Genomic DNA, 20,224 nt, shown 5'->3' with positions numbered 1-20,224 from the left:
AGCAGACGGCCTCAGCCGCGGAACGGGCGGACGTCGGGCGCGATCTGTGTGCCCGGCGTCGCCCGCACGATCGTGATCAGCCGGTCCGTCAGCTCCAGCGTCCCGACGTCCCGGTCGTCGTAGCCGAGCACCCGGTGCCCGCGTACGACACTCACCACCAGGTCGCCGATCTCGCGGGGCGTCTTGCCCACCTCGACCTTTATGACCGGCCGCTCCACGATGTCGAGTCCCGTGCCCTGCTGGATCAGGTCCTCCATGACCATGCCGGCCGAGGGGCTGAGCACGGACAGCCCGAGCAGCCGCCCGGCCGCGCTGGCGCTGGTGATGACCGCGTCGGCGCCCGACTGCTTCAGCAGCGGGGCGTTCTCCTCCTCGCGCACCGCGGCCACGATCTTCGCGCCCCGGTTGATCTGCCGCGCCGTCAGCGTCACGAGGACGGCCGTGTCGTCGCGCTGCGTCGCGATGATGATCTGCCGTGCCCGCTGCACCTCGGCCCGCTTCAGCACCTCGCTGCGCGTGGCGTCCCCTATGACACCCGCGTAGCCGTCCGCCGTGGCCGCTTCGATCGCCTTCGCGCTGGGGTCGACGACCACGACCTGCTCCTTCCGGAGCCCGGTCGCGCAGACGGTCTTGATCGCGGACCTGCCCTTGGTGCCGAATCCGACGACGACGGTGTGATCGCGCAACGCGGACCTCCAGCGGTTCAGTCGCCACTCCTCCCGCGTGCGTTCGGTGAGGGCCTCGAGGGTGGTGCCGACCAGGATGATCAGGAACAGCACACGCAGCGGCGTGATGACGAAGATGTTGGTGAGCCGGGCGCTGTCGCTGACCGGCGTGATGTCGCCGTACCCGGTGGTGGAGAGGGTGACGGTCGCGTAGTAGAACGCGTCGAGGAGATCGAGGGTCCCGTCGGAGTTGTCGCTGTAGCCGTCGCGGTCGGCGTACACGACGAGCGCCGTCACCACCAGCACCACCAGGGCCCACGACAGCCGTTTGGCGACCTGGCGGACCGGGTGCTCCACCAGCTTCCTCGGGAGTTTCACCCGATGGGTCACCAGGTGTTCGTCCGCCTGACGAGCGATGGCGTCCTGGCCCGGAAGTTTCACGTGAAACACACCCCGATTCCCCCGGACGTCCAGGGCAGATCGAGCAGCTCCGTCTCCTGGCCGGGCCGTGCGCCGCCGGGGGGTACGACGGCGAGCGCGTCGGCCGCCGCGATGCCGCGCAGCATGGCCGGGCCGTTGTAGAGCAGCGGCAGCGCCCGATCGCCGCGCAGGGCGACCGGAACCAGCCGGGTGTCGTACGGGTGACCCTGCACCCCGTCCCGCAGCGGCAGCGTGTACGGCTCGGGGGCGGGGCGGGCCGCGAGGGTGCGCAGCAGGGGCTCGGCGAGCGTGAGCAGGCCGGAGACGGCGGCGAGGGGGTTGCCGGGCAGGCCGACGAGGTGCTGGTCGTCCTTGGTGCGGGCCAGGAGCATGGGGTGGCCGGGGCGCACCTTGACTCCGTCCACGAGGAGTTCGGCGCCGATGCGGCGCAGCGCGGGGTGCACATGGTCGACCGGGCCGGCGGCGGTGCCGCCGGTGGTGACGACGACGTCGGCGCCGGACGCCGTGATCGCCTCGTACAGCGCCTGTTCGGTGTCGCCGACCCGGCGCACGGCGGTGACCTCCGCGCCGAGTGCGCGCAGCCAGGGCGGCAGCAGCGGGCCGAGCGCGTCCCGGATCAGCCCGTCGTGCGGCAGGCCCTCGCCGAGCAGTTCGTCGCCGAGGACGAACACGTCGACGCGGGGGCGGGGGACGGCGGTGAGCGTGTCGTATCCGGCGGCGGCGGCCATGCCCAGGACGGGCGGGGTCACCGGCGTGCCCACGGGCAGCAACTGGTCGCCGCTGCGGCACTCCTGGCCGCGGGGGCGGATGTCCTGGCCGTGGGTGACGGTGTGCGGCGGCCGGGTGGCGGCGGTGACGTGCAGCCGGCCCTTGTCGTCGGTGCGGCCGTGTTCGCTGCGGAGTACTGCGGTGGTGTCCGGGGGGACACGGGCGCCGGTGGCGATACGGACGGCCTCGCCGTCGGTGAGCGGGGTGTGCGCGGCGTGCCCGGCGAGGACGCCCTCGTCCCGTACGGACCAGGGGCCGGGGCCGGAGACCGCCCAGCCGTCCATCGCGGAGGTGTCGAAGGAGGGCAGGTCGGTGAGGGCGGTGAGGGGGGCGGCGAGGGTGAGGCCCAGGGCCGAGACGAGGGGGACGGCGACCGGGGTCAGGCAGCCGGTGCGTCCGCGGGTGCCGTGGCGCGGGGCGTCCTCGGCGATGGCGCGGGCGTCGGGCCAGGCGGTGGCGTCGTGGTGCGGGTGCGTGTGGCGGGGGGTGTCCGTGGTGCCGCCGGGATGTTTCTTCACGAGGGCGAGCGCCTCCTCGACGTCGAGGTCGTCGGCGTTCTCGTCGGCCCGGGCGGCGCGCGCGGTCATCAGGCGTCCGGGCGGGTGTCGGGGGCTTCTGGGGTGGCGTCGGAAGCCTTGGGGGTGGCGTCGGGGGTTTCCTCGTCGGCCCAGCGCAGGGCGAGCGCCGCGGCCTTGCGGGCCGCCTCGGCGACGGCCTCCCGGTCACCGCCCGCCCGTGCGGCCGCGTAGCCGACGAGGAAGGTGGTCAGCGGCGCGGCGGGCCGGGCCACCCCGTGGGCGGCGTCGCGGGCGAGGTCGAGCAGTACGCCGGTGTCGACGTCCAGGTCGATGCCCAGCTCGTCCTTGACTGCGGAGATCCATTCATCCAACACGTGTCCATGCTCCCTGATGCGTGCCCTGGCAGTGGCGATGTCGTCCCAGGTGTCGCAGTCGAAGGACGCCACCGGGTCGGGGATACGGGTGAGGTCGAGCACGCCGGTCAGCCGGCGCAGGGGCAGCCCGGTCAGCTCGCCGTGCCGGCCGGTGAGCACGGCAAGCTCGCGGCGCAGGGGCCCGGTCCGGTACGCGGCGACGAGCGGCTGGTCCCGGCCGTCGGAATCGGTCAGCAGCACGCCGTCGGCGGTGCCGTGCCGGAGGGGTGCCAGCAGTCCCCGCACCGTGCGGCGGTCGAGGAAGGGCAGGTCGGCGGAGAGCAGGACGACCTGGTCGGCCGTGGTGTGCCGGAGTCCGGCGGCGAGCGCGGCCAGGGGGCCGCCGCCCGGGGGTTCCTCGCGGGCCCAGATCACGGGCCGTGCGGTGGGGCGGGCACCGGCGACGACCACCGTGGTCCGGGCGCCGGCGCAGGCCGCGAGCACCCGGTCGAGCAGCGCCCGGCCGCCCACCCGTACCCCGGGCTTGTCCGCGCCCCCGAGCCGCCGGGCGGCGCCACCGGCGAGCACGACGGCGTCGTACGCGGAGTCGGGGTCCCCGGAGGAGCCGTCGGAGGGACCACCGGGAGGATCGCCGGAAGAATCACCAGAGGGATCGCCGGAAGGACCGCCGGGTGGCTGATACTCGGTCACCCTCCGAGTATGCGTGCCCCCACGATCACAGGGAACGCGGGGGCACCGAGACGCGGCCGGAGAGACCGGTGACTCGAAGCGGACTCACAGCGTCCGCAGCAGCACCGCCGGTTGTTCGACACAGTCCGCCACGTACCGCAGGAAGCCTCCCGCGGTGCCGCCGTCGCAGACCCGGTGGTCGAAGGTGAGCGAGAGCTGCACGACCTGCCGCACCGCCAGCTCGCCCTCGTGCACCCATGGCCTGGGGACGATGCGGCCGACGCCGAGCATGGCGGCCTCGGGGTGGTTGATGATCGGTGTGGAGCCGTCGACGCCGAACACGCCGTAGTTGTTCAACGTGAAGGTGCCACCGGTGAGTTCCGCCGGCGTCAGCGTGCCGGTCCGGGCCGCCTCGGTCAGCCGGGCGAACTCGGCCGTGAGCGACTCGGCGTTCCGCGTGTGCGCGTCCCGGACGACGGGGACGACCAGCCCCCGGTCGGTCTGCGCGGCGAAGCCGAGGTGCACGTCGCCGTACCGGACGATCTCCCTGGCCTCGGTGTCCACCGAGGAGTTGAGCTCGGGGAAGCGGGCGAGCGCGGCGGTGCAGATGCGGGCCAGCAGGGCGATGACGGATATCTTCGGCCCGCCCGCCGTGGGGGTCCGGGGGTTCCCCCCGGAAGAATGCTGCATCGCGGCCCGTGTGCGCATCAGTTCGGTCGCGTCGGCGTCCACCCAGCAGGTCGCGTCGGGGATCTCGGTACGGCTGCGGGAGAGCTTGTCGGCGACGGCCCCGCGGATGCCCTTGAGGGGGACACGGGTCACGCCCGAGGTGCCCGCGGCCGGTGCCGGCGCGCCCGCGCCCGCCCGGTCGGTCCGCGTGCGCGGTTCGCCGGCCGTCGTACCCGGGCGCCCCTGAGCGGCGGCGGCGCGCAGGGCGTACTCCACGTCCGCGCGGAGGATCAGCCCCTCGGGTCCGGAGCCGGTCATCTCCCGCAGGTCCAGACCGTTCTGCCGGGCCAGCCTGCGCACCAGGGGCGAGATCACGGGGACGGGGCCGTCCACCGCACCCCGGGTGCGGGCCTGCGCGGCGGTGGGCTGCTCGGTCCTGAGCTGTCCGTTCGCCACGGGGGTGGAAGGGGCGGAGGGTGCCGTGGGTACGGCGGGGGTCGCGGGTGTCGTCTCCGCCGGACGGACGCGGCGGCGCCGGGCCGGTGCCTCCGCGGTGCCGTAGCCGACCAGGACATTGCCGGAGCCCCCGGCGGCGGGGGTCCCGCCGCGCGCACCCTCGGATTCCGCGGATTCCGCGGGGCTCGCCTCCCCGGCCGGGCGGCCGTCGGCCGGCTCGCCCACCGCCACCGTCAGCAGCGGAGCGCCGACGGGCAGTTCCGTGCCCTCCGCGCCGAAGCGGGCCGTGACGACACCGCCGTAGGGGCAGGGCACGTCCACCATCGCCTTGGCCGTCTCGACCTCGACGACCGGCTGGTCCACGGCGACGACGTCACCGACCTCGACCAGCCAGCGCACGATCTCCGCCTCGGTGAGCCCCTCACCGAGGTCGGGCAGCTTGAACTCCAGCACCTGTGCCATCAGCTCTCGGCCTCCCATTGCAGACGCCCCACGGCGTCCAGGATCCGGTCCACTCCGGGCAGGTGGTGGCGCTCCAGCATCGGCGGCGGGTACGGCAGGTCGAACCCGGCCACACGCAGCACCGGCGCCTCCAGGTGGTGGAAGCAGCGCTCCGTGACCCGGGCCGCGATCTCCCCGCCCGGGCCGCCGAAGCCACCCGACTCGTGGACGACGACCGCACGCCCCGTCCGCCGTACCGAGGCGCACACCGTCTCGTCGTCGAACGGCACCAGGGAGCGCAGATCGACGACTTCGAGGTCCCAGCCCTCGGCCCGGGCCGCCTCGGCCGCCTCCATGCAGACGGGTACGGACGGCCCGTACGTGATGAGCGTGGCGCTCCGCCCTGAGCGCCGCACCACCGCACGGCCTATCGGTTCAACGGCCGTCGGCTCCTGTGGGTTCCAGGAGTCCTTCGACCAGTACAGCCGCTTGGGCTCCAGGAAGACGACCGGGTCGTCGGAGGCGATGGAGGCACGCAGCAGCCCGTAGGCGTCGGCGACGGTGGCGGGCGTGACGACGTGGAGCCCCGGGGTCGCCATGTAGTACGCCTCGGAGGAGTCGCTGTGGTGCTCGACGCCGCCGATGCCGCCGCCGTAGGGGACACGGACGGTGAGCGGCAGGGGCATCTTCCCGCGCGTACGGTTGCGCGTCTTCGCGACGTGCGAGATCAGCTGCTCGAAGGCCGGGTAGGCGAACGCGTCGAACTGCATCTCCACGACCGGGCGCAGTCCGTACATGGCCATGCCGACGGCCGTGCCGAGGATGCCCGCCTCGGCCAGCGGCGTGTCCGTGCAGCGGTCCGCGCCGAACTCCTCGGCGAGTCCGTCGGTGACGCGGAAGACCCCGCCGAGGGTGCCGACGTCCTCGCCCATGACGTGCACGGACGGGTCGGCGGCCATGGCGTCGCGCATCGCGCGCGTGAGGGCCTGCGCCATGGTGGCCGGCTTGACGGCGACGGTGGTCATCGCTGTGTCCCTTCCGGCTCGGCCTCGGCCGCCAGCTCGGCCCGCAACTGCTCGCGCTGCTCCAGGAGCTGGGGGGTGGGCTCGGCGTAGACGTGGGTGAAGAGGTCCAGGGGGTCGAGCGCCGGGTCCTGGTTCATGCGGGCCCTCAGATCGGCGGCCATGGTCTCGGCGTCCCGGCGGGCGGTCTCGACACCGGTCTCGTCGAGCAGTCCGCGCCCGGTCAGCTCGTGCTCCAGCAGGGCGATCGGGTCGTGCCGCTTCCAGGTCTCGACCTCGGCGTCGCCGCGGTAGCGGGTCGCGTCGTCGGCGTTGGTGTGGGCCTCCACGCGGTACGTGATCGCCTCGACCAGGGTCGGACCGCCGCCCGCGCGGGCGCGGCGTACGGCGTCGGCCAGGACCTCGTGCACGGCGGCGGCGTCGTTGCCGTCGACCAGGCGGCCGGGCATGCCGTAGCCGACGGCCTTGTGGGCCAGCGACGGGGCCGCGGTCTGCTTGGCGAGCGGTACGGAGATCGCGAAGCCGTTGTTCTGGACGAGGAAGACCACCGGTGCCTGCCAGACGGCGGCGAAGTTCAGCGCCTCGTGGAAGTCGCCCTCGCTGGTGCCGCCGTCGCCGACCATGGCGAGCGCGACCACGTCGTCGCCCTTGAGGCGGGCGGCGTGCGCGAGACCGACGGCGTGCGGCAGCTGGGTGGCGAGCGGGGTGCTCAGCGGGGCCACGCGGTGCTCGTGGGGGTCGTAGCCGGTGTGCCAGTCGCCGCGCAGCAGGGTGAGGGCCTCGACGGGGTCCACTCCGCGCGCGACGACGGCGAGGGTGTCGCGGTAGCTCGGGAAGAGCCAGTCCTGCTCCGCCAGGACGAGCGCGGCGGCGACCTCGCAGGCCTCCTGGCCGGTGCTGGAGGGGTAGACCGCGAGACGGCCCTGCTTGGTGAGGGCGGTGGCCTGCGCGTTGTAGCGGCGGCCCTTCACCAGCTCCGTGTACAGCCGGCGCAGCAGCTCCGGATCGGCCTCGGCGGCCGCCTCGGTGCCGAGCACGCGGTACGGCTCCGCGTCGGGCAGCAGCGGCGCGGGGTCGGTACGGGGCTGCCAGGCGGGCGGCGGGGTCGGTCGGTAGGCCCCCCGCTGCTCCATGACCGTCATGACGGCACCTCCTCGTGGGATGTCGGAGGCGCGGCGTCTGTGACGCGCCTCACCAACCGATTGTTCGGTCGCCGGCACATTTTGGCTACGGGTGGCACCAGGCTGTGGACAAACGGTTCTCCACAACCTGAGATGGATGCAGGACGTCCACGGCGGAGAGGTGGGGGCGGGTGGCATCTGAACAAATGGCCGAAGGCCAGGAGGGGACCGGGCCGCTCGCTCCCGCGCGGCCCCTGGACGCCATCGACCAGGACATCCTGCGGATGCTCCAGGCGGACGGCCGCGCGTCGATACGCTCGGTCGCCGAGCGGGTGCACGTCTCCCGCGCGAACGCGTACGCGCGCATCAACCGGCTGGTCGAGGACGGTGTCATCCGCGGTTTCGGGGCCCGCGTCAACCACGAGCGGGCCGGTCACGGGACGTCCGCGTACATCACCCTGAAGATCGTCCAGAACACCTGGCGCACGGTCCGCGAGCAGCTCCGGCAGCTCCCGGGCGCCTCGCACATCGCGCTGGTCGGAGGGGACTTCGACGTACTGCTGCTGGTGCACACGCCCGACAACCGGGCGCTGCGCGAGCTGGTGCTCACCCGGCTCCAGGCGATCCCCGAGGTGCTGAGCACGCGCACCCTGCTGGTGTTCGAGGAGGAGGACCTGGAGCCGCAGGGGTGAGGTGAGGGCCCTCAGGACGCCTTGCGCAGTCCTCCGAAGGCCAGCTGCACCACCGCGTCGGCCACCTCGAGCTCGTTCATGCCGCGCCCGTCCGGCCGGTACCACTCCACGATCGAGTTGATCATGCCGAAGACCAGCCGGGTCACCAGGCGCACCTCTATGTCCTCGCGCACGTCCCCGTCGGCCGCCGCGGCCTTCAGCAGCGCCGCCACCCGGTGGTCGAACTCACGCCGCCGCTCCAGCGCCCACCGCTCGGTGCCCGTGTTGCCGCGCACCCGCAACAGCAGTGTCACGTACGGCAGCTCGGCGATCAGCACCTCGACCATGCGCCGTACGACGTACTCCAGCCGCCCGGCGGCGCGCCCCACGCGCGCGTGCTCCTCGTCGAGGATGCCGAAGAGCCCGTCCAGGGCCCGGCTCACCGCGCGGCGCAGCAGTTCCTCCTTGCCGGCCACGTGGTGGTAGATCGACGACTTTGAGATGCCGGCGGCCTTGGAGAGGTGCTCCATGGAGGTGCCGTCGTAGCCGCGCTCGTTGAACACCTGGACGGCGACGGACAGCAGCGTCTCCGGGGTGTAGGTGTCGCGCCTGGCGGTGGTCATGGGGTGTCCTCCCGCTTGTCGGTGGCGCACGCGTACCGGTAGAGCGCGAGGGAGGGCGCGTAGCGGCCGGACGGGTCGATCTCGTGCATTTCGTCCAGCAGGGCGCCGGCCCAGCCGCGGCCGAGGCGGCGGCTCCACTCGAAGGGCCCCAGGGGGTAGTTCACACCCAGCCGCATCGCGGTGTCGATGTCCTCCTCGGTGGCGACGCCCTTGGCGGCCGCGTCGACCGCGAGGTCGATGATCCGGGCCACCGTCCGCGCGACGATCATTCCGGGGACGTCCCCGATGACGCTGACCTTCTTGCCGAGCGCCTGGAACAGTCCGGTGGCCTCGGTGACGGTCACCGGGGAGGTGTCCGGGGCGTGGGACAGGGCGACGCGCGTGGCCGCGCGGTAGTCGAGGGCGAGGTCGAAGTAGACGACGTCGCGGTACTCCACGGAGGTCTGACCGTCGGCGAGCGCCAGCTGGCCGCCACTGGGCAGCACCAGGCGGGTGCCGTTGTCCTCGCCCTCCTCGCGCACCTCGATGCCCGCCTCGCGGATCAGGGCGAGCAGTTCGGCGGCGGGTCCCAGATCACCTTCGGCGACCACGTACGCGGGCGGCCCGGCGGGCTCCGCGGTGTGCGGCCGGGGGCGCTCGGCGCCGCCGCTGTGGTCGTACCAGCCGTGTCCGGTCTTGCGGCCGAGGCGGCCGGACTCGACCAGGCGGCGCTGGGCGAGCGAGGGGGTGAAGCGCACGTCCTGGAAGAAGGACTGCCACACCGAGTGGGTGACGGACTCGTTGACGTCCTGCCCGATGAGGTCGGTCAGTTCGAAGGCGCCCATGCGGAAACCGCCGGACTCGCGCAGGACCGCGTCGATGGTGGCCGGGTCGGCGCCCTGGGACTCGTACACCGCGAAGGCCTCGGCGTAGAAGGGCCGGGCGACGCGGTTGACGATGAAGCCGGGGGTGTCGGCGCAGGCGACGGGCGTCTTGCCCCAGGCGCGGGCCGTCTCGTACGCGCGCGTGGCGTACGAGACGTCGGTGGCGAAGCCGGAGACGACCTCGACGAGCGGCAGCAGCGGCGCGGGGTTGAAGAAGTGCAGGCCCACGAAGCGGCCGGGCAAGCGCAGGGCGCCGCCGATCGCGGTGACGGAGAGGGAGGAGGTGTTGGTGGCGAGCAGACAGTCGTCGGAGACGACGTCCTCCAGCGCGCGGAACAGCTCCTGCTTGACGTCCAGGCGCTCCAGGACGGCCTCGACGACCAGGGCGCAGTCGGCGAGCTCGGCCGTCTCGTCGGCGGGCCGCAGACGGGCGCGGGCCGCGTCCCGCTCGGCGGTGGTGAGGCGCTCCTTCTCCACCAGCCGGTCGAGCCGGGCGCCGATCGCCTCGGCCGCCTGAAGGGCCCGGCCGGGGACGGCGTCGTACAGCCGCACGGGATGGCCCGCGACCAGCGCGACCTGGGCGATTCCCTGGCCCATGGTGCCGGTGCCGACCACGGCCACGGGACTGCTGAGGTCGAGTGCTGTCATGTGCGCGATCCTCCCGCACGGGGTTTTCCACAGATGCGGCGGACCCTCTTGTCCCGACCGATCGTTCGGTTACTCTAACTCTGACCGCCCGTTCTGACTACGTTTCCGCACAGGTCCATGAGCTCGACGAAGAGTTCCTGAGACGAGGAGTTGGTCCCGCATGGCCGCCGAACCCACGGCGCACGAGCTGATCGCCCGGCACCGTCCCACCCTGGACCAGGCGCTGGAAGCGATCCGCACGCGCGCGTACTGGTCCCCGCACCCCGAGCACCCCAAGGCGTACGGGGAGCACGGCAGCCTGGACATGGCGGCGGGCAAGGCCGCCTTCGACGCCCTGCTCGGCACCCGCCTCGACCTCGGCCAGCCCGGTACGGACGGCTGGGTGGACGGCGAGACCTCCCCGTACGGCATCGAGCTGGGCGTGAGCTACCCGCACGCGGACCTCGACGAGCTGCTGCCCGCCATGAAGGCGGGGATGCGGGCCTGGCGGGACGCGGGCGCGGAGATCCGCGCGGTGGTCTGTCTGGAGATCATCGCGCGGATCAGCGACCGGACGATGGAGTTCGCCCAGGCGGTCATGCACACCTCCGGCCAGGCGTTCATGATGGCGTTCCAGGCGGGCGGCCCCCACGCGCAGGACCGCGGCATGGAGGCGGTGGCCTACGCGTACGCGGAGCAGGTCCGCACGCCCGGCACCGCGGAGTGGACCAAGCCGCAGGGCAAGCGCGACCCGCTCGCGCTCACCAAGCGGTTCACGCCGGTCCCACGCGGCATCGGCCTGGTCATCGGCTGCAACACCTTCCCCACGTGGAACGGCTACCCGGGCCTGTTCGCCTCCCTCGCCACCGGCAACGCGGTCCTGGTCAAGCCGCACCCCCGCGCGGTGCTGCCGCTCGCGCTCACTGTCCAGGTGGCCCGTCAGGTGCTCACCGAGGCCGGCTTCGACCCGAACCTGGTGGCGCTGGCCGCCGAGCGGCCCGGCGAGGGCATCGCCAAGACGCTGGCCACCCGCCCGGAGATCCGGATCATCGACTACACCGGCTCCACCGAGTTCGGTGACTGGCTGGAGAACAACGCCCGCCAGGCGCAGGTGTACACCGAGAAGGCCGGCGTCAACACGGTGATCGTGGAGTCGACCGGCGACTACAAGGGGATGCTGGCCAACCTGGCGTTCTCCCTGTCGCTGTACAGCGGCCAGATGTGCACCACCCCGCAGAACCTGCTGATCCCGCGCGACGGCATCACCACCGACCAGGGCCCCAAGTCCTTCGACGAGGTCACCGCCGACCTGGCGAAGGCGGTCGACGGCCTGCTCGGCGACGACGCCCGCGCGAGCGCGCTGCTGGGCGCGATCGTCAACCCGGACGTGAAGGCCCGCCTGGAGGCCGCCGCCGGGCTCGGCGAGGTCGCCCTCGCCTCCCGTGAGATCGCCCACCCGGAGTTCCCGGGCGCGGTGGTGCGCACACCGGTGATCGTGAAGCTCGACGGCGCCAAGCCGGACGCCGAGGCCGCCTACATGAGCGAGTGCTTCGGCCCGGTCTCCTTCGCCGTCGCGGTCGACTCCGCCGACGACGCGGCGGAGCTGCTGCGGCGCACGGTCCGCGAGAAGGGCGCGATGACGGTCGGCGCGTACACGACCTCCCCGGAGGTCGAGGAGACGGTGCGGGAGGTCTGCCTGGAGGAGGCCGCCCAGCTCTCCCTGAACCTCACCGGCGGGGTGTACGTCAACCAGACGGCGGCCTTCTCCGACTTCCACGGCTCCGGCGGCAACCCGGCGGCCAACGCGGCCCTGTGCGACGGCGCGTTCGTGGCCAACCGGTTCCGGGTGGTCGAGGTGCGCCGGGAGGCGTAGGACACCGTTTCAGGAGGGCGCGCCCCCGGTGGCGCTCCAGTGGTACAGCGTCATGGCCACACTGGTCGCGAGGTTGTAGCTGGAGACCTGGGGGCGCATCGGCAGCGCCACCAGGTGGTCGGCCCGCGCGCGGAGCTCCGCCGACAGTCCGCTGCGCTCGGAGCCGAAGGCGAGCAGCGTGTCGTCCGGGAGCTTCAGCGAGCGGATGTCCTCGCCCTCCGGGTCGAGCGCGAAGACCGGCCCGGGCGGCAGCTCCTCCACGGGCAGCCGCTCCACGGCGGTGGCGAAGTGCAGCCCCGCCCCGCCGCGCACGACGGTGGGGTGCCAGGGGTCGAGCGTGCCGGTGGTGACGACCCCGGTCGCCCCGAAACCGGCGGCCAGCCGGATCACCGCGCCCGCGTTGCCGAGGTTGCGCGGGTTGTCCAGGACCACCACGGGGGCGGTGCGCGGGGTGTGCGCCAGCTTCTCGAGGTTGCCCGCGCGGGAGGGGCGTACGGCCAGGGCGGCCACGGCGGTGGGATGCGGGCGCGGCACCAGAGCGGCGTACGTCTCGTGGGGCACCTCGGTCAGCAGCTCCGCCAGCGCCTCCCGCACGTCCCCGGCCAGCTCGTCGGCGAGGGCGAGCGCGCCGGCCCGGTCCGCGGTGAGCGCCACCGGGACCTCGGCCCCGAAGCGCACGGCGTGCTTGAGGGCGTGGAAGCCGTCGAGCAGCACGGCGGTGCCGGCCAGGCGGTGCCAGACGGAGACGGGGCCGGCCGGGGTCTCGGGAGCGGGGTCGGTCATGGCGTGCAGCCTACGTGCGCGGGCCCGGCACTCCGCCGGGCACCGGGGCGGCCTCCGCCGGATCCTTTCCGGCCGGCCGGCCGGCCGGGGGCCGCGGCCGGGGAACCGATGTCCCGCGCGGGCGCAGCCGCCCACGCGCGCGTACCGCGAGGTTCCCGAGGCGGCGCAGGAAGGCCGTCGGCAGGAAGACCGCGTCCGCCGCGATCATCGCCAGGGAGAAGAAGGGCAGTCCGAGCACGACGGCGATGACCGCGTGCTCCATGATCATGAAAGCCAGCAGGACGTTCTTGACCCGCCGGTTGAACAGCGTGAACGGGAAGGCGACCTGCACGGCGACCGTCCCGTAGGTCACCAGCATCACCATCGTGCCGCTGGCCGACAGCAGGTCCGCGAGAGCCGGCCAGGGGGAGAAGTACTCAAGGTGCAGCGGGTAGTAGACGGCGGTGCCGTCCTGCCAGCGGGAGCCCTGGACCTTGTACCAGCCGGCCGTGGCGTAGATCAGACACGCCTCGGCCATGATCACCAGCAGCGCGCCGTTGTGCACGACGTTCGCGACGACGTCCAGCAGGATCCGCGGCTGCCCGGTCTCCGCGCGGCGCCCCACCAGCCACCACAGCGCCTGCGCGAGCCATACGGTCCACAGCAGCGCCGGTATGAACCAGTCGCCGTCCATCCGGCCCGCCAGTGTCGCCAGGAGCAGCAGCAGGCCCAGCACGCCCCACAGCACCGGGCCGGTCCGGTCGCGCGGCCGCTCGCCACGCGCGCGTGCCACGGCCGCGCGGCGCGCACGGCGTGCGTCCAGGGACCAGACCCGGCCGCAGCGCGTGAACACCAGGTAGATCGACATCAGGTGCAGGACGTTGTCGCCGCCGTCCCCCATGAAGACGCTGCGGTTCTGCAGCGCCAGCACACCCACCATGAACAGCACCGACATGGTGCGGGTGCGCCAGCCGAGCAGCAGCAGGAGACTCCACAGCACGGCGAGCGCGTAGACGGCCTCGAACCAGACCTGGCTGTCCGACCACAGCAGCGGCGTGAAGGCGTCGTTCGTCGCGACCAGCTGATCGGCGAGGTCCCAGCTCCAGGGGCCGTCGGGACCGTACAGCTCCTGACGGTGGGGGAACTCGCGCAGCAGGAACAGCAGCCAGGTCAGGCTGAAGCCGATGCGGATCACGGCGGTCTGGCAGGGGCCGAGCGCGGAGTCGGTGACGCGGGCGATCGCGCGGGACAGGGCCAGCGAGCAGCGGTTCACCCCGCGCCTCCCCGGACCTCGTCCTCGGGCAGCGACCACCAGGACAGCGTGCGGTACACGGGTGTGGTGGAGACCTTCTCCCCGCTCCACTCGGGCGGCGGCACCTGGGCGGTCCGTGAGCGGATCTGGACGCGCTCGACGGCACCGCCCGGACCGGCCGCGTCCGCGCGGTCGAGGCGCAGCACCGTGATCCGGCGCAGATACGTCTCGGACAGCGCCCCGCGCAGGCCCACCGGCCGGTTGTCGTCGTCGTGCGTGGCGACGAAGAAGTCCCAGGCGCGGCGCAGCTCGTTCTGCTGGGTGTGGCTGGGCAGGAGGTTGCCGTCGATGGCGCGGCCGTCCTGTGCGGACAGGTCGTACCAGCCGGTGGTCCGCGTCCCCCCGTCCGCCGTACGGATCTCGGCACGCACCTGGACGGCGATGTCCTGCTGCAACGGGTTCGGCGCGAACAGCTTCCAGTTCTGCTCGAACTCCGGGTAGATCCAGTTCTCGACCGTCCCGCCGTGCTTCTTGCTGACCGTGTTCGCCGGCGCGACGTGCAGGAACGTCATGCCGAGGTGCACACAGACCACGACCGCGACGACCGCGAGCGCCACCGCGGCACCGATCTGATAGCGCAGGGAGAGCGCGGCCACCCCGGTACGGGGCCCGGCGGGCGGGCCGGGGGCGGCGTGGAAGCCGGCGCCGGGATCCGCGGGGGAGTGCGGGAGGTCTTCCGGGCGGCCGGTACCGGGCGGCAGGGCTCCGGGTCCGGATGAGCCGGCCGGGGCGGCGGGCTCACCCGGAGCGGTGGGCCCGGGCAGGGCGGCGCCCGGTTCCGGCCCGCCCGGCCCGGCGGAGGGCCCCGCAGGGCCGTGCCGGGCGTTCGAGCCCTTGTCGTACGCGTCCATTCCGCCCCGCTCCCCGATCCCGGTCCGTCGCCGCGCCCTCCCGGCCACGAGAACGGCGTTCCGCCCCGCACGACCGCTCCGCCGTGTCGCACGGAACGGTACTCAGCACCGGCCCCCCGAGCACAGTCCCGCCGGGGTCCCGTTCCGTGGCCGTATCCACAGCGCGGCCCGAGCCCCGTTGTCCACAGGCGGTCCCCGCAGGTTATCCACAGCGGTTGACACCTCGCGGCGCCCGTCTCACCATGGAATCGCACGAACCGAACGATCGGTCGGGAGCGTGCTCCGGGAAGCATCCAGTCGAGGGGGACCTCATGGCGACAGCAGCCGCCCGCGATACGGCCGGCAGCCAGGCGTACGACGCACCGGCCGGCGCCGGCGACACCTCCGGCTACGAGCGCGCCTTCGACGCGGCCGTCGCCGCCGACGAGCGGATCGAGCCGCGCGACTGGATGCCGGACGCCTACCGGGCCACGCTCGTCCGGCAGATCGCCCAGCACGCCCACTCCGAGATCATCGGCATGCAGCCGGAGGCCAACTGGATCACCCGCGCGCCCTCGCTGCGCCGCAAGGCGATCCTGATGGCCAAGGTGCAGGACGAGGCCGGGCACGGCCTGTACCTGTACAGCGCCGCCGAGACCCTCGGCACCAGCCGGGACGAGCTGCTCGACAAGCTGCACTCCGGCCGCCAGAAGTACTCCTCGATCTTCAACTACCCGACGCTGACCTGGGCGGACGTCGGCGCCATCGGCTGGCTGGTGGACGGCGCCGCGATCACCAACCAGGTGCCCCTGTGCCGCTGCTCCTACGGCCCGTACGCACGCGCGATGGTCCGCATCTGCAAGGAGGAGTCCTTCCACCAGCGCCAGGGCTACGAGCTGCTGCTGGCCCTCAGCAAGGGCACTCCGGAGCAGCACGCGATGGCGCAGGACGCGGTGAACCGCTGGTGGTGGCCGTCGCTGATGATGTTCGGCCCGCCCGACGACGAGTCCCAGCACTCCGCGCAGTCGATGGCCTGGAAGATCAAGCGCCACTCCAACGACGAGCTGCGCCGGCGCTTCGTCGACATCTGCGTCCCCCAGGCCGAGTCGCTCGGCCTCACCCTCCCCGACCCGGACCTGAAGTGGAACGAGGAGCGCGGACACCACGACTTCGGGGCGATCGACTGGTCCGAGTTCCGGGACGTCCTCAAGGGCAACGGCCCGTGCAACGAACAGCGGCTGACCCGGCGCAGGCAGGCCCACGAGGAGGGCGCCTGGGTCAGGGAGGCCGCGGCGGCCCACGCGGCCAAGCACACGAACAGCGAGACAGGAGCTGCGCGAGCATGACCCACACCGACTGGCCCCTGTGGGAGGTCTTCGTGCGTTCGCGCCGGGGACTGTCCCACACCCACGCCGGCAGCCTGCACGCGCCGGACGCGGAGCTCGCCCTGCGCAACGCCCGCGATCTGTACACCCGGCGCGGCGAGGGCGTCTCGATCTGGGTCGTCCCGTCGTCCGCGATCACCGCCTCCTCGCCCGACGAGAAGGACCCGTTCTTCGAGCCCTCCGCCGACAAGCCCTACCGGCACCCGACGTTCTACGAGATCCCCGAGGGGGTGCGGCACCTGTGACCACGACCCCCGCCGAGGACACCGCCCACGTGACGGCCGCGCTCGCCCTCGGCGACGACGCGCTGGTGCTCTCCCACCGCCTGGGCGAGTGGGCCGGACACGCCCCCGTGCTGGAGGAGGAGGTCGCCCTCGCCAACATCGCGCTGGACCTGCTGGGCCAGGCCCGTGTGCTGCTGTCGATGGTGGGCGACGAGGACGAGCTGGCCTATCTCCGCGAGGAGCGCGCCTTCCGCAACCTCCAGCTGGTGGAGCAGCCCAACGGCGACTTCGCCCACACCATCGCCCGCCAGCTGTTCTTCTCCGCCCACCAGTACCTCCTCTACGGCGAACTGACCGCAGGGGAAGGGCCGTTCGCGCCGCTGGCCGGCAAGGCGGTCAAGGAGACCGCCTACCACCGCGACCACGCCGAGCAGTGGACGCTGCGGCTCGGCGACGGCACGGACGAGAGCCACGCGCGGATGCAGCGTGCCGTGGACGCGCTGTGGCGTCACACCGGTGAGATGTTCCAGCCCGTCGAGGGCCTGGAAGTCGACTGGAGCGGCCTGGAGACGGCCTGGCTGGAGTGGGTCTCGGAGGTGCTGCGCCGGTCCACCCTCACGGTGCCCGAGGGCCCGCGCACGGGAGCGTGGACCGCCGGTGCGGGCCGTCAGGGTCTGCACACCGAGCCCTTCGGCCGGATGCTCGCCGAGATGCAGCACCTGCACCGCAGCCATCCGGGGGCGACATGGTGACCGCCCTCACCCCGCTGGAGGCCGAACTCCTGGAGCTCGCCGGCTCGGTGCCCGACCCCGAACTGCCCGTACTGACCCTGCGCGAACTGGGCGTCGTGCGCGCGGTGCACGCGCGCGGTGCGGACACCGTCGAGGTCGAGCTGACCCCCACGTACACCGGCTGCCCGGCCGTCGAGGCGATGAGCCTGGACATCGAGCGGGTGCTGCGCGAGCACGGGGTGCGCGAGGTCACCGTGCGCAGGGTGCTCGCGCCCGCCTGGTCGACCGACGACATCACGGACGAAGGACGCCGCAAACTGCGGGAGTTCGGCATCGCCCCGCCCCGCGTACGGACGGCCTCCGGGCCGGTCGGGGTGGAGCTGGGCCCGACGCGCACCCGCGCGACCCGGCCGGAGGACGAACCGGTGCCCGTCCGCTGCCCGCACTGCGGATCCGCCGAGACCGAACTGCTCAGCCGTTTCTCGTCCACCGCGTGCAAGGCGCTGCGCCGCTGCCTGGCCTGCCGTGAACCGTTCGACCACTTCAAGGAGTTGTGATGGCCCGCTTCCACCGGCTCCGGGTGGCCGCGGTCGACCGGCTCACCGACGACTCCGTCGCCCTCACCCTCACCGTCCCCCCGCACCTGGCCGAGGAGTACCGGTACGCCCCCGGCCAGCACCTGGCCCTGCGGCGCGTCGCGGACGGCGAGGACATCCGGCGCACCTACTCCATCTGCTCCCCCGCACCCGACGGCGAGGCACCGAGCACCCTCCGGGTCGGCGTGCGGCTGGTCGAGGGCGGCGCCTTCTCCACGTACGCGCTCAAGGAGATCGGCCTCGGCGACGAGCTGGAGGTGATGACCCCGGCCGGCCGCTTCACGCTCCCTCCCGCGCCCGGCCGGTACGCGGCGATCGTCGGCGGCAGCGGCATCACACCGGTGCTGTCGATCGTCTCGACCCTCCTCGCGCGCGAGCCGCGGGCCCGGTTCTGCCTGATCCGCAGTGACCGGACGGCCGCCTCGACGATGTTCCTGGAGGAGGTCGCCGACCTGAAGGACCGCTACCCCGAGCGGCTCCAGCTGGTGACGGTGCTCTCCCGGGAGGAGCAGCAGGCGGGACTGCCGTCCGGACGGCTGGACCAGGAGCGGCTGACCGGGCTGCTGCCGGCCCTGCTGCCCGTGGAGCAGGTGGACGGCTGGTTCCTGTGCGGGCCGTACGGCCTGGTCGAAGGGGCCGAGCGGGCGCTGCGCGGACTGGGTGTGGCGCGCTCCCGCGTCCACCAGGAGATCTTCCACGTGGACGCCGGTACGACGACCGTCGCCACGGCGCCCGCCCTCGCGCACAGCACGGTCACCGCCCGGCTCGACGGACGCGGCGGGACCTGGCCCGTCCAGGACGGCGAGTCCCTGCTGGACACGGTGCTGCGCAACCGGTCCGACGCGCCCTACGCCTGCAAGGGCGGGGTGTGCGGAACCTGCCGCGCCTTCCTCGTCTCGGGCGAGGTACGGATGGACCGCAACTTCGCGCTGGAGTCGGAGGAGACGGAGGCGGGCTACGTCCTGGCCTGCCAGTCGCATCCGGTGACGGAGCGGGTGGAGCTGGACTTCGACCGGTAGGAGCCCTCGCTCACTCCGGCCCACCCCCGTCGGCCAGGGACCGCCCCGGGGCGCCTCCGGCGCCGGCCCAACCGGCCGGCGCCGCTCTCCGGTGACGGAGCGAGCAAAGCTGGACTTCGACCGGCAGGAGCCACGGCTCGCTCCGGCCCGCCCCTGCGGGCCGGGGGCCACCCCAGGGGCGCCTCCGGTGCCGGCCCTGCCAGCCGGCGCCGCTCTCCAGTGCCGACCCGGCGGCCGGCCGGTGTCACCGGGAGCCCGCAGGGCCGCGTCCGGCGGGCCGGGCGAGCGTGCGGGCGTCTCCGGGGAGGGTGCTACAGAACGTGCCCCGGCGCTCCGTCGTCCGTGACGACCGGGCGCCCGGCGGCCTCCCACACCTGCATGCCGCCGTCCACGTTCACGGCGTCCACGCCCTGCTGGGCCAGGTACATGGTGACCTGCGCCGACCGTCCGCCGGAACGGCAGATCACATGGACCCGGCCGTCCTGCGGGGCGGCCTCGGTCAGCTCGCCGTAACGGGCCACGAACTCACTGATGGGAATGTGCAGCGCCCCTGCGGCGTGGCCGGCCTTCCACTCGTCGTCCTCGCGGACGTCCAGCAGGAAGTCGCCGTCCTCGATGTCCGCGACCCGGACCGTGGGCACACCAGCTCCAAAACTCATGCCCCCGACGCTACCCGACCGGGCGGGCCCCGGCTCAGGCCAGCAGCGCCGCCAGCTCCGCCTCGCGCTCGGTCACCTGGGTCCGCAGCTGCTCGGCGATCTCCTCCAGGAGCCTGTCGGGGTCGTCCGGGGCGAGGCGGAGCATCGAGCCGATGGCGCCGTCCTCCAGTTCCCTGGCGACCAGCGTGAGCATTTCCTTGCGCCGGGCGAGCCATTCGAGGCGGGCGTAGAGCTCCTCACCCGCGCTCGGGACGCGCTTCAGCTCCGGTCCCTTGGCCCACTCCTCGGCGAGTTCGCGCAGCTCGTCCTCGCTGCCGCGGGCGTAGGCGGCGTTGACGCGGGTGATGAACTCCTCCCGGCGCGCGCGTTCCTTGTCCTCCTGCGCCAGGTCCGGGTGGGCCTTGCGGGCGAGGTCGCGGTAGAGCTTGCGGGCCTCCTCGCTGGGCCGCACCCGCCGCGGGGGCCGGACCGGCTGGTCGGTGAGCATGGCGGTGGCCTCGGGGAAGAGGCCGTCGCCGTCCATCCAGCCGTTGAGCAGCTCCTCGACGCCGGGGATGGGCATCAGCCGGGCGCGTGCCTCGTCGGCCCGGCGCCGGTCCTCCGGGTCGTCGCTGCGGGCGGCCCTGGCCTCCAGGATCCGGGCGTCCAGCTCCTCGAGCCGGGCGTACATCGGGCCGAGCTTCTGTTCGTGCAGCCGGGAGAAGTTCTCGACCTCGACGCGGAAGGTCTCCACGGCGATCTCGAACTCGATCAGCGCCTGCTCGGCCGCGCGTACGGCCTGCTCCAGCCGCTCCTCGGGCCGCGCCGCACCACCACCGCCGGGGGTCCGCTCCGCGCCGGCGCCGCCACTCTGCTCACCTTCCGAGGTCGTCACCCGGACAGCGTAGGCCACCCGGCCGGGCGGC

20 protein-coding genes are annotated in these 20,224 nt (G+C 73.3%); 7 read left to right on the top strand and 13 right to left on the bottom strand.

Annotated elements, in window-relative coordinates; translation table 11 throughout:
- Window positions 1-11 precede the first annotated feature (11 nt).
- The 6 genes from ACFV5H_RS03035 to pdhA form a co-directional block, all read right to left on the bottom strand.
- Window positions 12-1,106: a potassium channel family protein gene (locus ACFV5H_RS03035; RefSeq protein ID WP_385051118.1), complete on the bottom strand. Its 1,095-nt coding sequence runs from the start codon at window positions 1,104-1,106 to the stop codon at window positions 12-14.
- Window positions 1,103-2,461, bottom strand: a complete 1,359-nt coding sequence (locus tag ACFV5H_RS03030; RefSeq protein ID WP_385051120.1) for a molybdopterin molybdotransferase MoeA — start codon at window positions 2,459-2,461, stop codon at window positions 1,103-1,105. Before ACFV5H_RS03030 ends, ACFV5H_RS03035 begins: the two co-directional genes overlap by 4 nt.
- Window positions 2,461-3,456: an NTP transferase domain-containing protein gene (locus tag ACFV5H_RS03025; protein ID WP_385051122.1), complete on the bottom strand. Its 996-nt coding sequence runs from the start codon at window positions 3,454-3,456 to the stop codon at window positions 2,461-2,463. Before ACFV5H_RS03025 ends, ACFV5H_RS03030 begins: the two co-directional genes overlap by 1 nt.
- 84 nt (window positions 3,457-3,540) lie before the next feature.
- Window positions 3,541-5,022, bottom strand: coding sequence for a dihydrolipoamide acetyltransferase family protein (locus ACFV5H_RS03020; protein WP_385192439.1), 1,482 nt, complete (start codon window positions 5,020-5,022; stop codon window positions 3,541-3,543).
- Window positions 5,022-6,026, bottom strand: a complete 1,005-nt coding sequence (locus ACFV5H_RS03015; RefSeq protein WP_385051126.1) for an alpha-ketoacid dehydrogenase subunit beta — start codon at window positions 6,024-6,026, stop codon at window positions 5,022-5,024. Before ACFV5H_RS03015 ends, ACFV5H_RS03020 begins: the two co-directional genes overlap by 1 nt.
- On the bottom strand, window positions 6,023-7,165 hold the full coding sequence (gene pdhA / locus ACFV5H_RS03010) for a pyruvate dehydrogenase (acetyl-transferring) E1 component subunit alpha (RefSeq protein WP_385051128.1): 1,143 nt from the start codon (window positions 7,163-7,165) through the stop codon (window positions 6,023-6,025). Before pdhA ends, ACFV5H_RS03015 begins: the two co-directional genes overlap by 4 nt.
- Before the next feature lie 185 nt (window positions 7,166-7,350).
- Here pdhA and ACFV5H_RS03005 point away from each other — a divergent pair, with 185 nt between their 5' ends.
- Window positions 7,351-7,836, top strand: coding sequence for an Lrp/AsnC family transcriptional regulator (locus tag ACFV5H_RS03005; RefSeq protein WP_030856947.1), 486 nt, complete (start codon window positions 7,351-7,353; stop codon window positions 7,834-7,836).
- Between the two features lie 11 nt (window positions 7,837-7,847).
- Here the strand turns inward: ACFV5H_RS03005 and ACFV5H_RS03000 are convergent, their stop codons facing one another.
- Together ACFV5H_RS03000 and ACFV5H_RS02995 are read right to left on the bottom strand one after the other, a co-directional pair.
- Window positions 7,848-8,438: a TetR/AcrR family transcriptional regulator gene (locus ACFV5H_RS03000; protein ID WP_385051130.1), complete on the bottom strand. Its 591-nt coding sequence runs from the start codon at window positions 8,436-8,438 to the stop codon at window positions 7,848-7,850.
- Window positions 8,435-9,949 (bottom strand): 3-hydroxyacyl-CoA dehydrogenase, encoded by a 1,515-nt coding sequence (locus tag ACFV5H_RS02995; RefSeq protein ID WP_385192436.1) that lies wholly within the window; start codon window positions 9,947-9,949, stop codon window positions 8,435-8,437. Before ACFV5H_RS02995 ends, ACFV5H_RS03000 begins: the two co-directional genes overlap by 4 nt.
- A 160-nt stretch (window positions 9,950-10,109) precedes the next feature.
- Here ACFV5H_RS02995 and paaN point away from each other — a divergent pair, with 160 nt between their 5' ends.
- Entirely contained in the window at window positions 10,110-11,801 is a 1,692-nt protein-coding gene (gene paaN, locus ACFV5H_RS02990; RefSeq protein WP_385192434.1) for a phenylacetic acid degradation protein PaaN, read from the top strand.
- A 9-nt stretch (window positions 11,802-11,810) separates the two neighbouring features.
- Here paaN and ACFV5H_RS02985 read toward each other — a convergent pair whose 3' ends face one another.
- The 3 genes from ACFV5H_RS02985 to ACFV5H_RS02975 are packed head-to-tail and all read right to left on the bottom strand — an operon-like array spanning window position 11,811 to window position 14,726.
- The gene (locus ACFV5H_RS02985; protein WP_385192432.1) at window positions 11,811-12,584 is read right to left on the bottom strand and encodes a TrmH family RNA methyltransferase; all 774 of its coding nucleotides are present in this window, start codon (window positions 12,582-12,584) and stop codon (window positions 11,811-11,813) included.
- A 10-nt stretch (window positions 12,585-12,594) separates the two neighbouring features.
- Complete coding sequence (locus ACFV5H_RS02980; RefSeq protein WP_385192429.1) at window positions 12,595-13,836, bottom strand: HTTM domain-containing protein; 1,242 nt, start codon at window positions 13,834-13,836, stop codon at window positions 12,595-12,597.
- Window positions 13,833-14,726: a DUF5819 family protein gene (locus ACFV5H_RS02975; RefSeq protein ID WP_385051140.1), complete on the bottom strand. Its 894-nt coding sequence runs from the start codon at window positions 14,724-14,726 to the stop codon at window positions 13,833-13,835. The genes ACFV5H_RS02980 and ACFV5H_RS02975 overlap by 4 nt, the downstream gene beginning before the upstream one ends.
- Before the next feature lie 311 nt (window positions 14,727-15,037).
- On the opposite strand from ACFV5H_RS02975, the gene paaA reads away from it, so the two are divergent.
- From paaA to paaE, 5 genes are read left to right on the top strand one after another with little or no spacing between them, the layout of a single operon-like run.
- A complete protein-coding gene (paaA, locus tag ACFV5H_RS02970) occupies window positions 15,038-16,051 on the top strand; it encodes a 1,2-phenylacetyl-CoA epoxidase subunit PaaA (protein WP_385192426.1) in 1,014 nt (337 codons plus the stop codon).
- Window positions 16,048-16,335: a 1,2-phenylacetyl-CoA epoxidase subunit PaaB gene (paaB, locus tag ACFV5H_RS02965; RefSeq protein ID WP_385051144.1), complete on the top strand. Its 288-nt coding sequence runs from the start codon at window positions 16,048-16,050 to the stop codon at window positions 16,333-16,335. The genes paaA and paaB overlap by 4 nt, the downstream gene beginning before the upstream one ends.
- On the top strand, window positions 16,332-17,066 hold the full coding sequence (gene paaC, locus ACFV5H_RS02960) for a 1,2-phenylacetyl-CoA epoxidase subunit PaaC (RefSeq protein ID WP_385192424.1): 735 nt from the start codon (window positions 16,332-16,334) through the stop codon (window positions 17,064-17,066). Before paaB ends, paaC begins: the two co-directional genes overlap by 4 nt.
- Window positions 17,060-17,602 carry a 1,2-phenylacetyl-CoA epoxidase subunit PaaD gene (gene paaD / locus ACFV5H_RS02955; protein ID WP_385051149.1) on the top strand — a complete coding sequence of 181 codons (543 nt, stop codon included), beginning with the start codon at window positions 17,060-17,062 and terminating at the stop codon, window positions 17,600-17,602. The genes paaC and paaD overlap by 7 nt, the downstream gene beginning before the upstream one ends.
- Complete coding sequence (gene paaE, locus ACFV5H_RS02950; protein WP_385192422.1) at window positions 17,602-18,660, top strand: 1,2-phenylacetyl-CoA epoxidase subunit PaaE; 1,059 nt, start codon at window positions 17,602-17,604, stop codon at window positions 18,658-18,660. Before paaD ends, paaE begins: the two co-directional genes overlap by 1 nt.
- 311 nt (window positions 18,661-18,971) lie before the next feature.
- Here the strand turns inward: paaE and ACFV5H_RS02945 are convergent, their stop codons facing one another.
- Together ACFV5H_RS02945 and ACFV5H_RS02940 are read right to left on the bottom strand one after the other, a co-directional pair.
- Window positions 18,972-19,301 (bottom strand): rhodanese-like domain-containing protein, encoded by a 330-nt coding sequence (locus ACFV5H_RS02945; protein WP_073933291.1) that lies wholly within the window; start codon window positions 19,299-19,301, stop codon window positions 18,972-18,974.
- 52 nt (window positions 19,302-19,353) lie between these two features.
- Window positions 19,354-20,193 (bottom strand): J domain-containing protein, encoded by an 840-nt coding sequence (locus ACFV5H_RS02940; RefSeq protein ID WP_385051153.1) that lies wholly within the window; start codon window positions 20,191-20,193, stop codon window positions 19,354-19,356.
- Between the last annotated feature and the right edge of the window lie 31 nt (window positions 20,194-20,224).

Source organism: Streptomyces sp. NPDC059787 (assembly GCF_042732315.1).
GTDB classification, from domain to species: domain Bacteria; phylum Actinomycetota; class Actinomycetes; order Streptomycetales; family Streptomycetaceae; genus Streptomyces; species Streptomyces atrovirens.
This window is presented reverse-complemented; position numbering and strand designations above follow the sequence as displayed.

Coding starts and splice junctions, on each gene's coding strand:
- paaD (WP_385051149.1), top strand. CDS start 17,060: ATGGTGACCGCCCTCACCCCGCTGGAGGCCGAACTCCTGGAGCTCGCC.
- paaB (WP_385051144.1), top strand. CDS start 16,048: ATGACCCACACCGACTGGCCCCTGTGGGAGGTCTTCGTGCGTTCGCGC.
- ACFV5H_RS03005 (WP_030856947.1), top strand. CDS start 7,351: ATGGCCGAAGGCCAGGAGGGGACCGGGCCGCTCGCTCCCGCGCGGCCC.
- paaN (WP_385192434.1), top strand. CDS start 10,110: ATGGCCGCCGAACCCACGGCGCACGAGCTGATCGCCCGGCACCGTCCC.
- paaA (WP_385192426.1), top strand. CDS start 15,038: ATGGCGACAGCAGCCGCCCGCGATACGGCCGGCAGCCAGGCGTACGAC.
- pdhA (WP_385051128.1), bottom strand. CDS start 7,165: ATGACGGTCATGGAGCAGCGGGGGGCCTACCGACCGACCCCGCCGCCC.
- ACFV5H_RS03000 (WP_385051130.1), bottom strand. CDS start 8,438: ATGACCACCGCCAGGCGCGACACCTACACCCCGGAGACGCTGCTGTCC.
- ACFV5H_RS03015 (WP_385051126.1), bottom strand. CDS start 6,026: ATGACCACCGTCGCCGTCAAGCCGGCCACCATGGCGCAGGCCCTCACG.
- ACFV5H_RS03030 (WP_385051120.1), bottom strand. CDS start 2,461: ATGACCGCGCGCGCCGCCCGGGCCGACGAGAACGCCGACGACCTCGAC.
- paaE (WP_385192422.1), top strand. CDS start 17,602: ATGGCCCGCTTCCACCGGCTCCGGGTGGCCGCGGTCGACCGGCTCACC.
- ACFV5H_RS02985 (WP_385192432.1), bottom strand. CDS start 12,584: ATGACCGACCCCGCTCCCGAGACCCCGGCCGGCCCCGTCTCCGTCTGG.
- ACFV5H_RS02975 (WP_385051140.1), bottom strand. CDS start 14,726: ATGGACGCGTACGACAAGGGCTCGAACGCCCGGCACGGCCCTGCGGGG.
- ACFV5H_RS02995 (WP_385192436.1), bottom strand. CDS start 9,949: ATGACAGCACTCGACCTCAGCAGTCCCGTGGCCGTGGTCGGCACCGGC.
- ACFV5H_RS03020 (WP_385192439.1), bottom strand. CDS start 5,022: ATGGCACAGGTGCTGGAGTTCAAGCTGCCCGACCTCGGTGAGGGGCTC.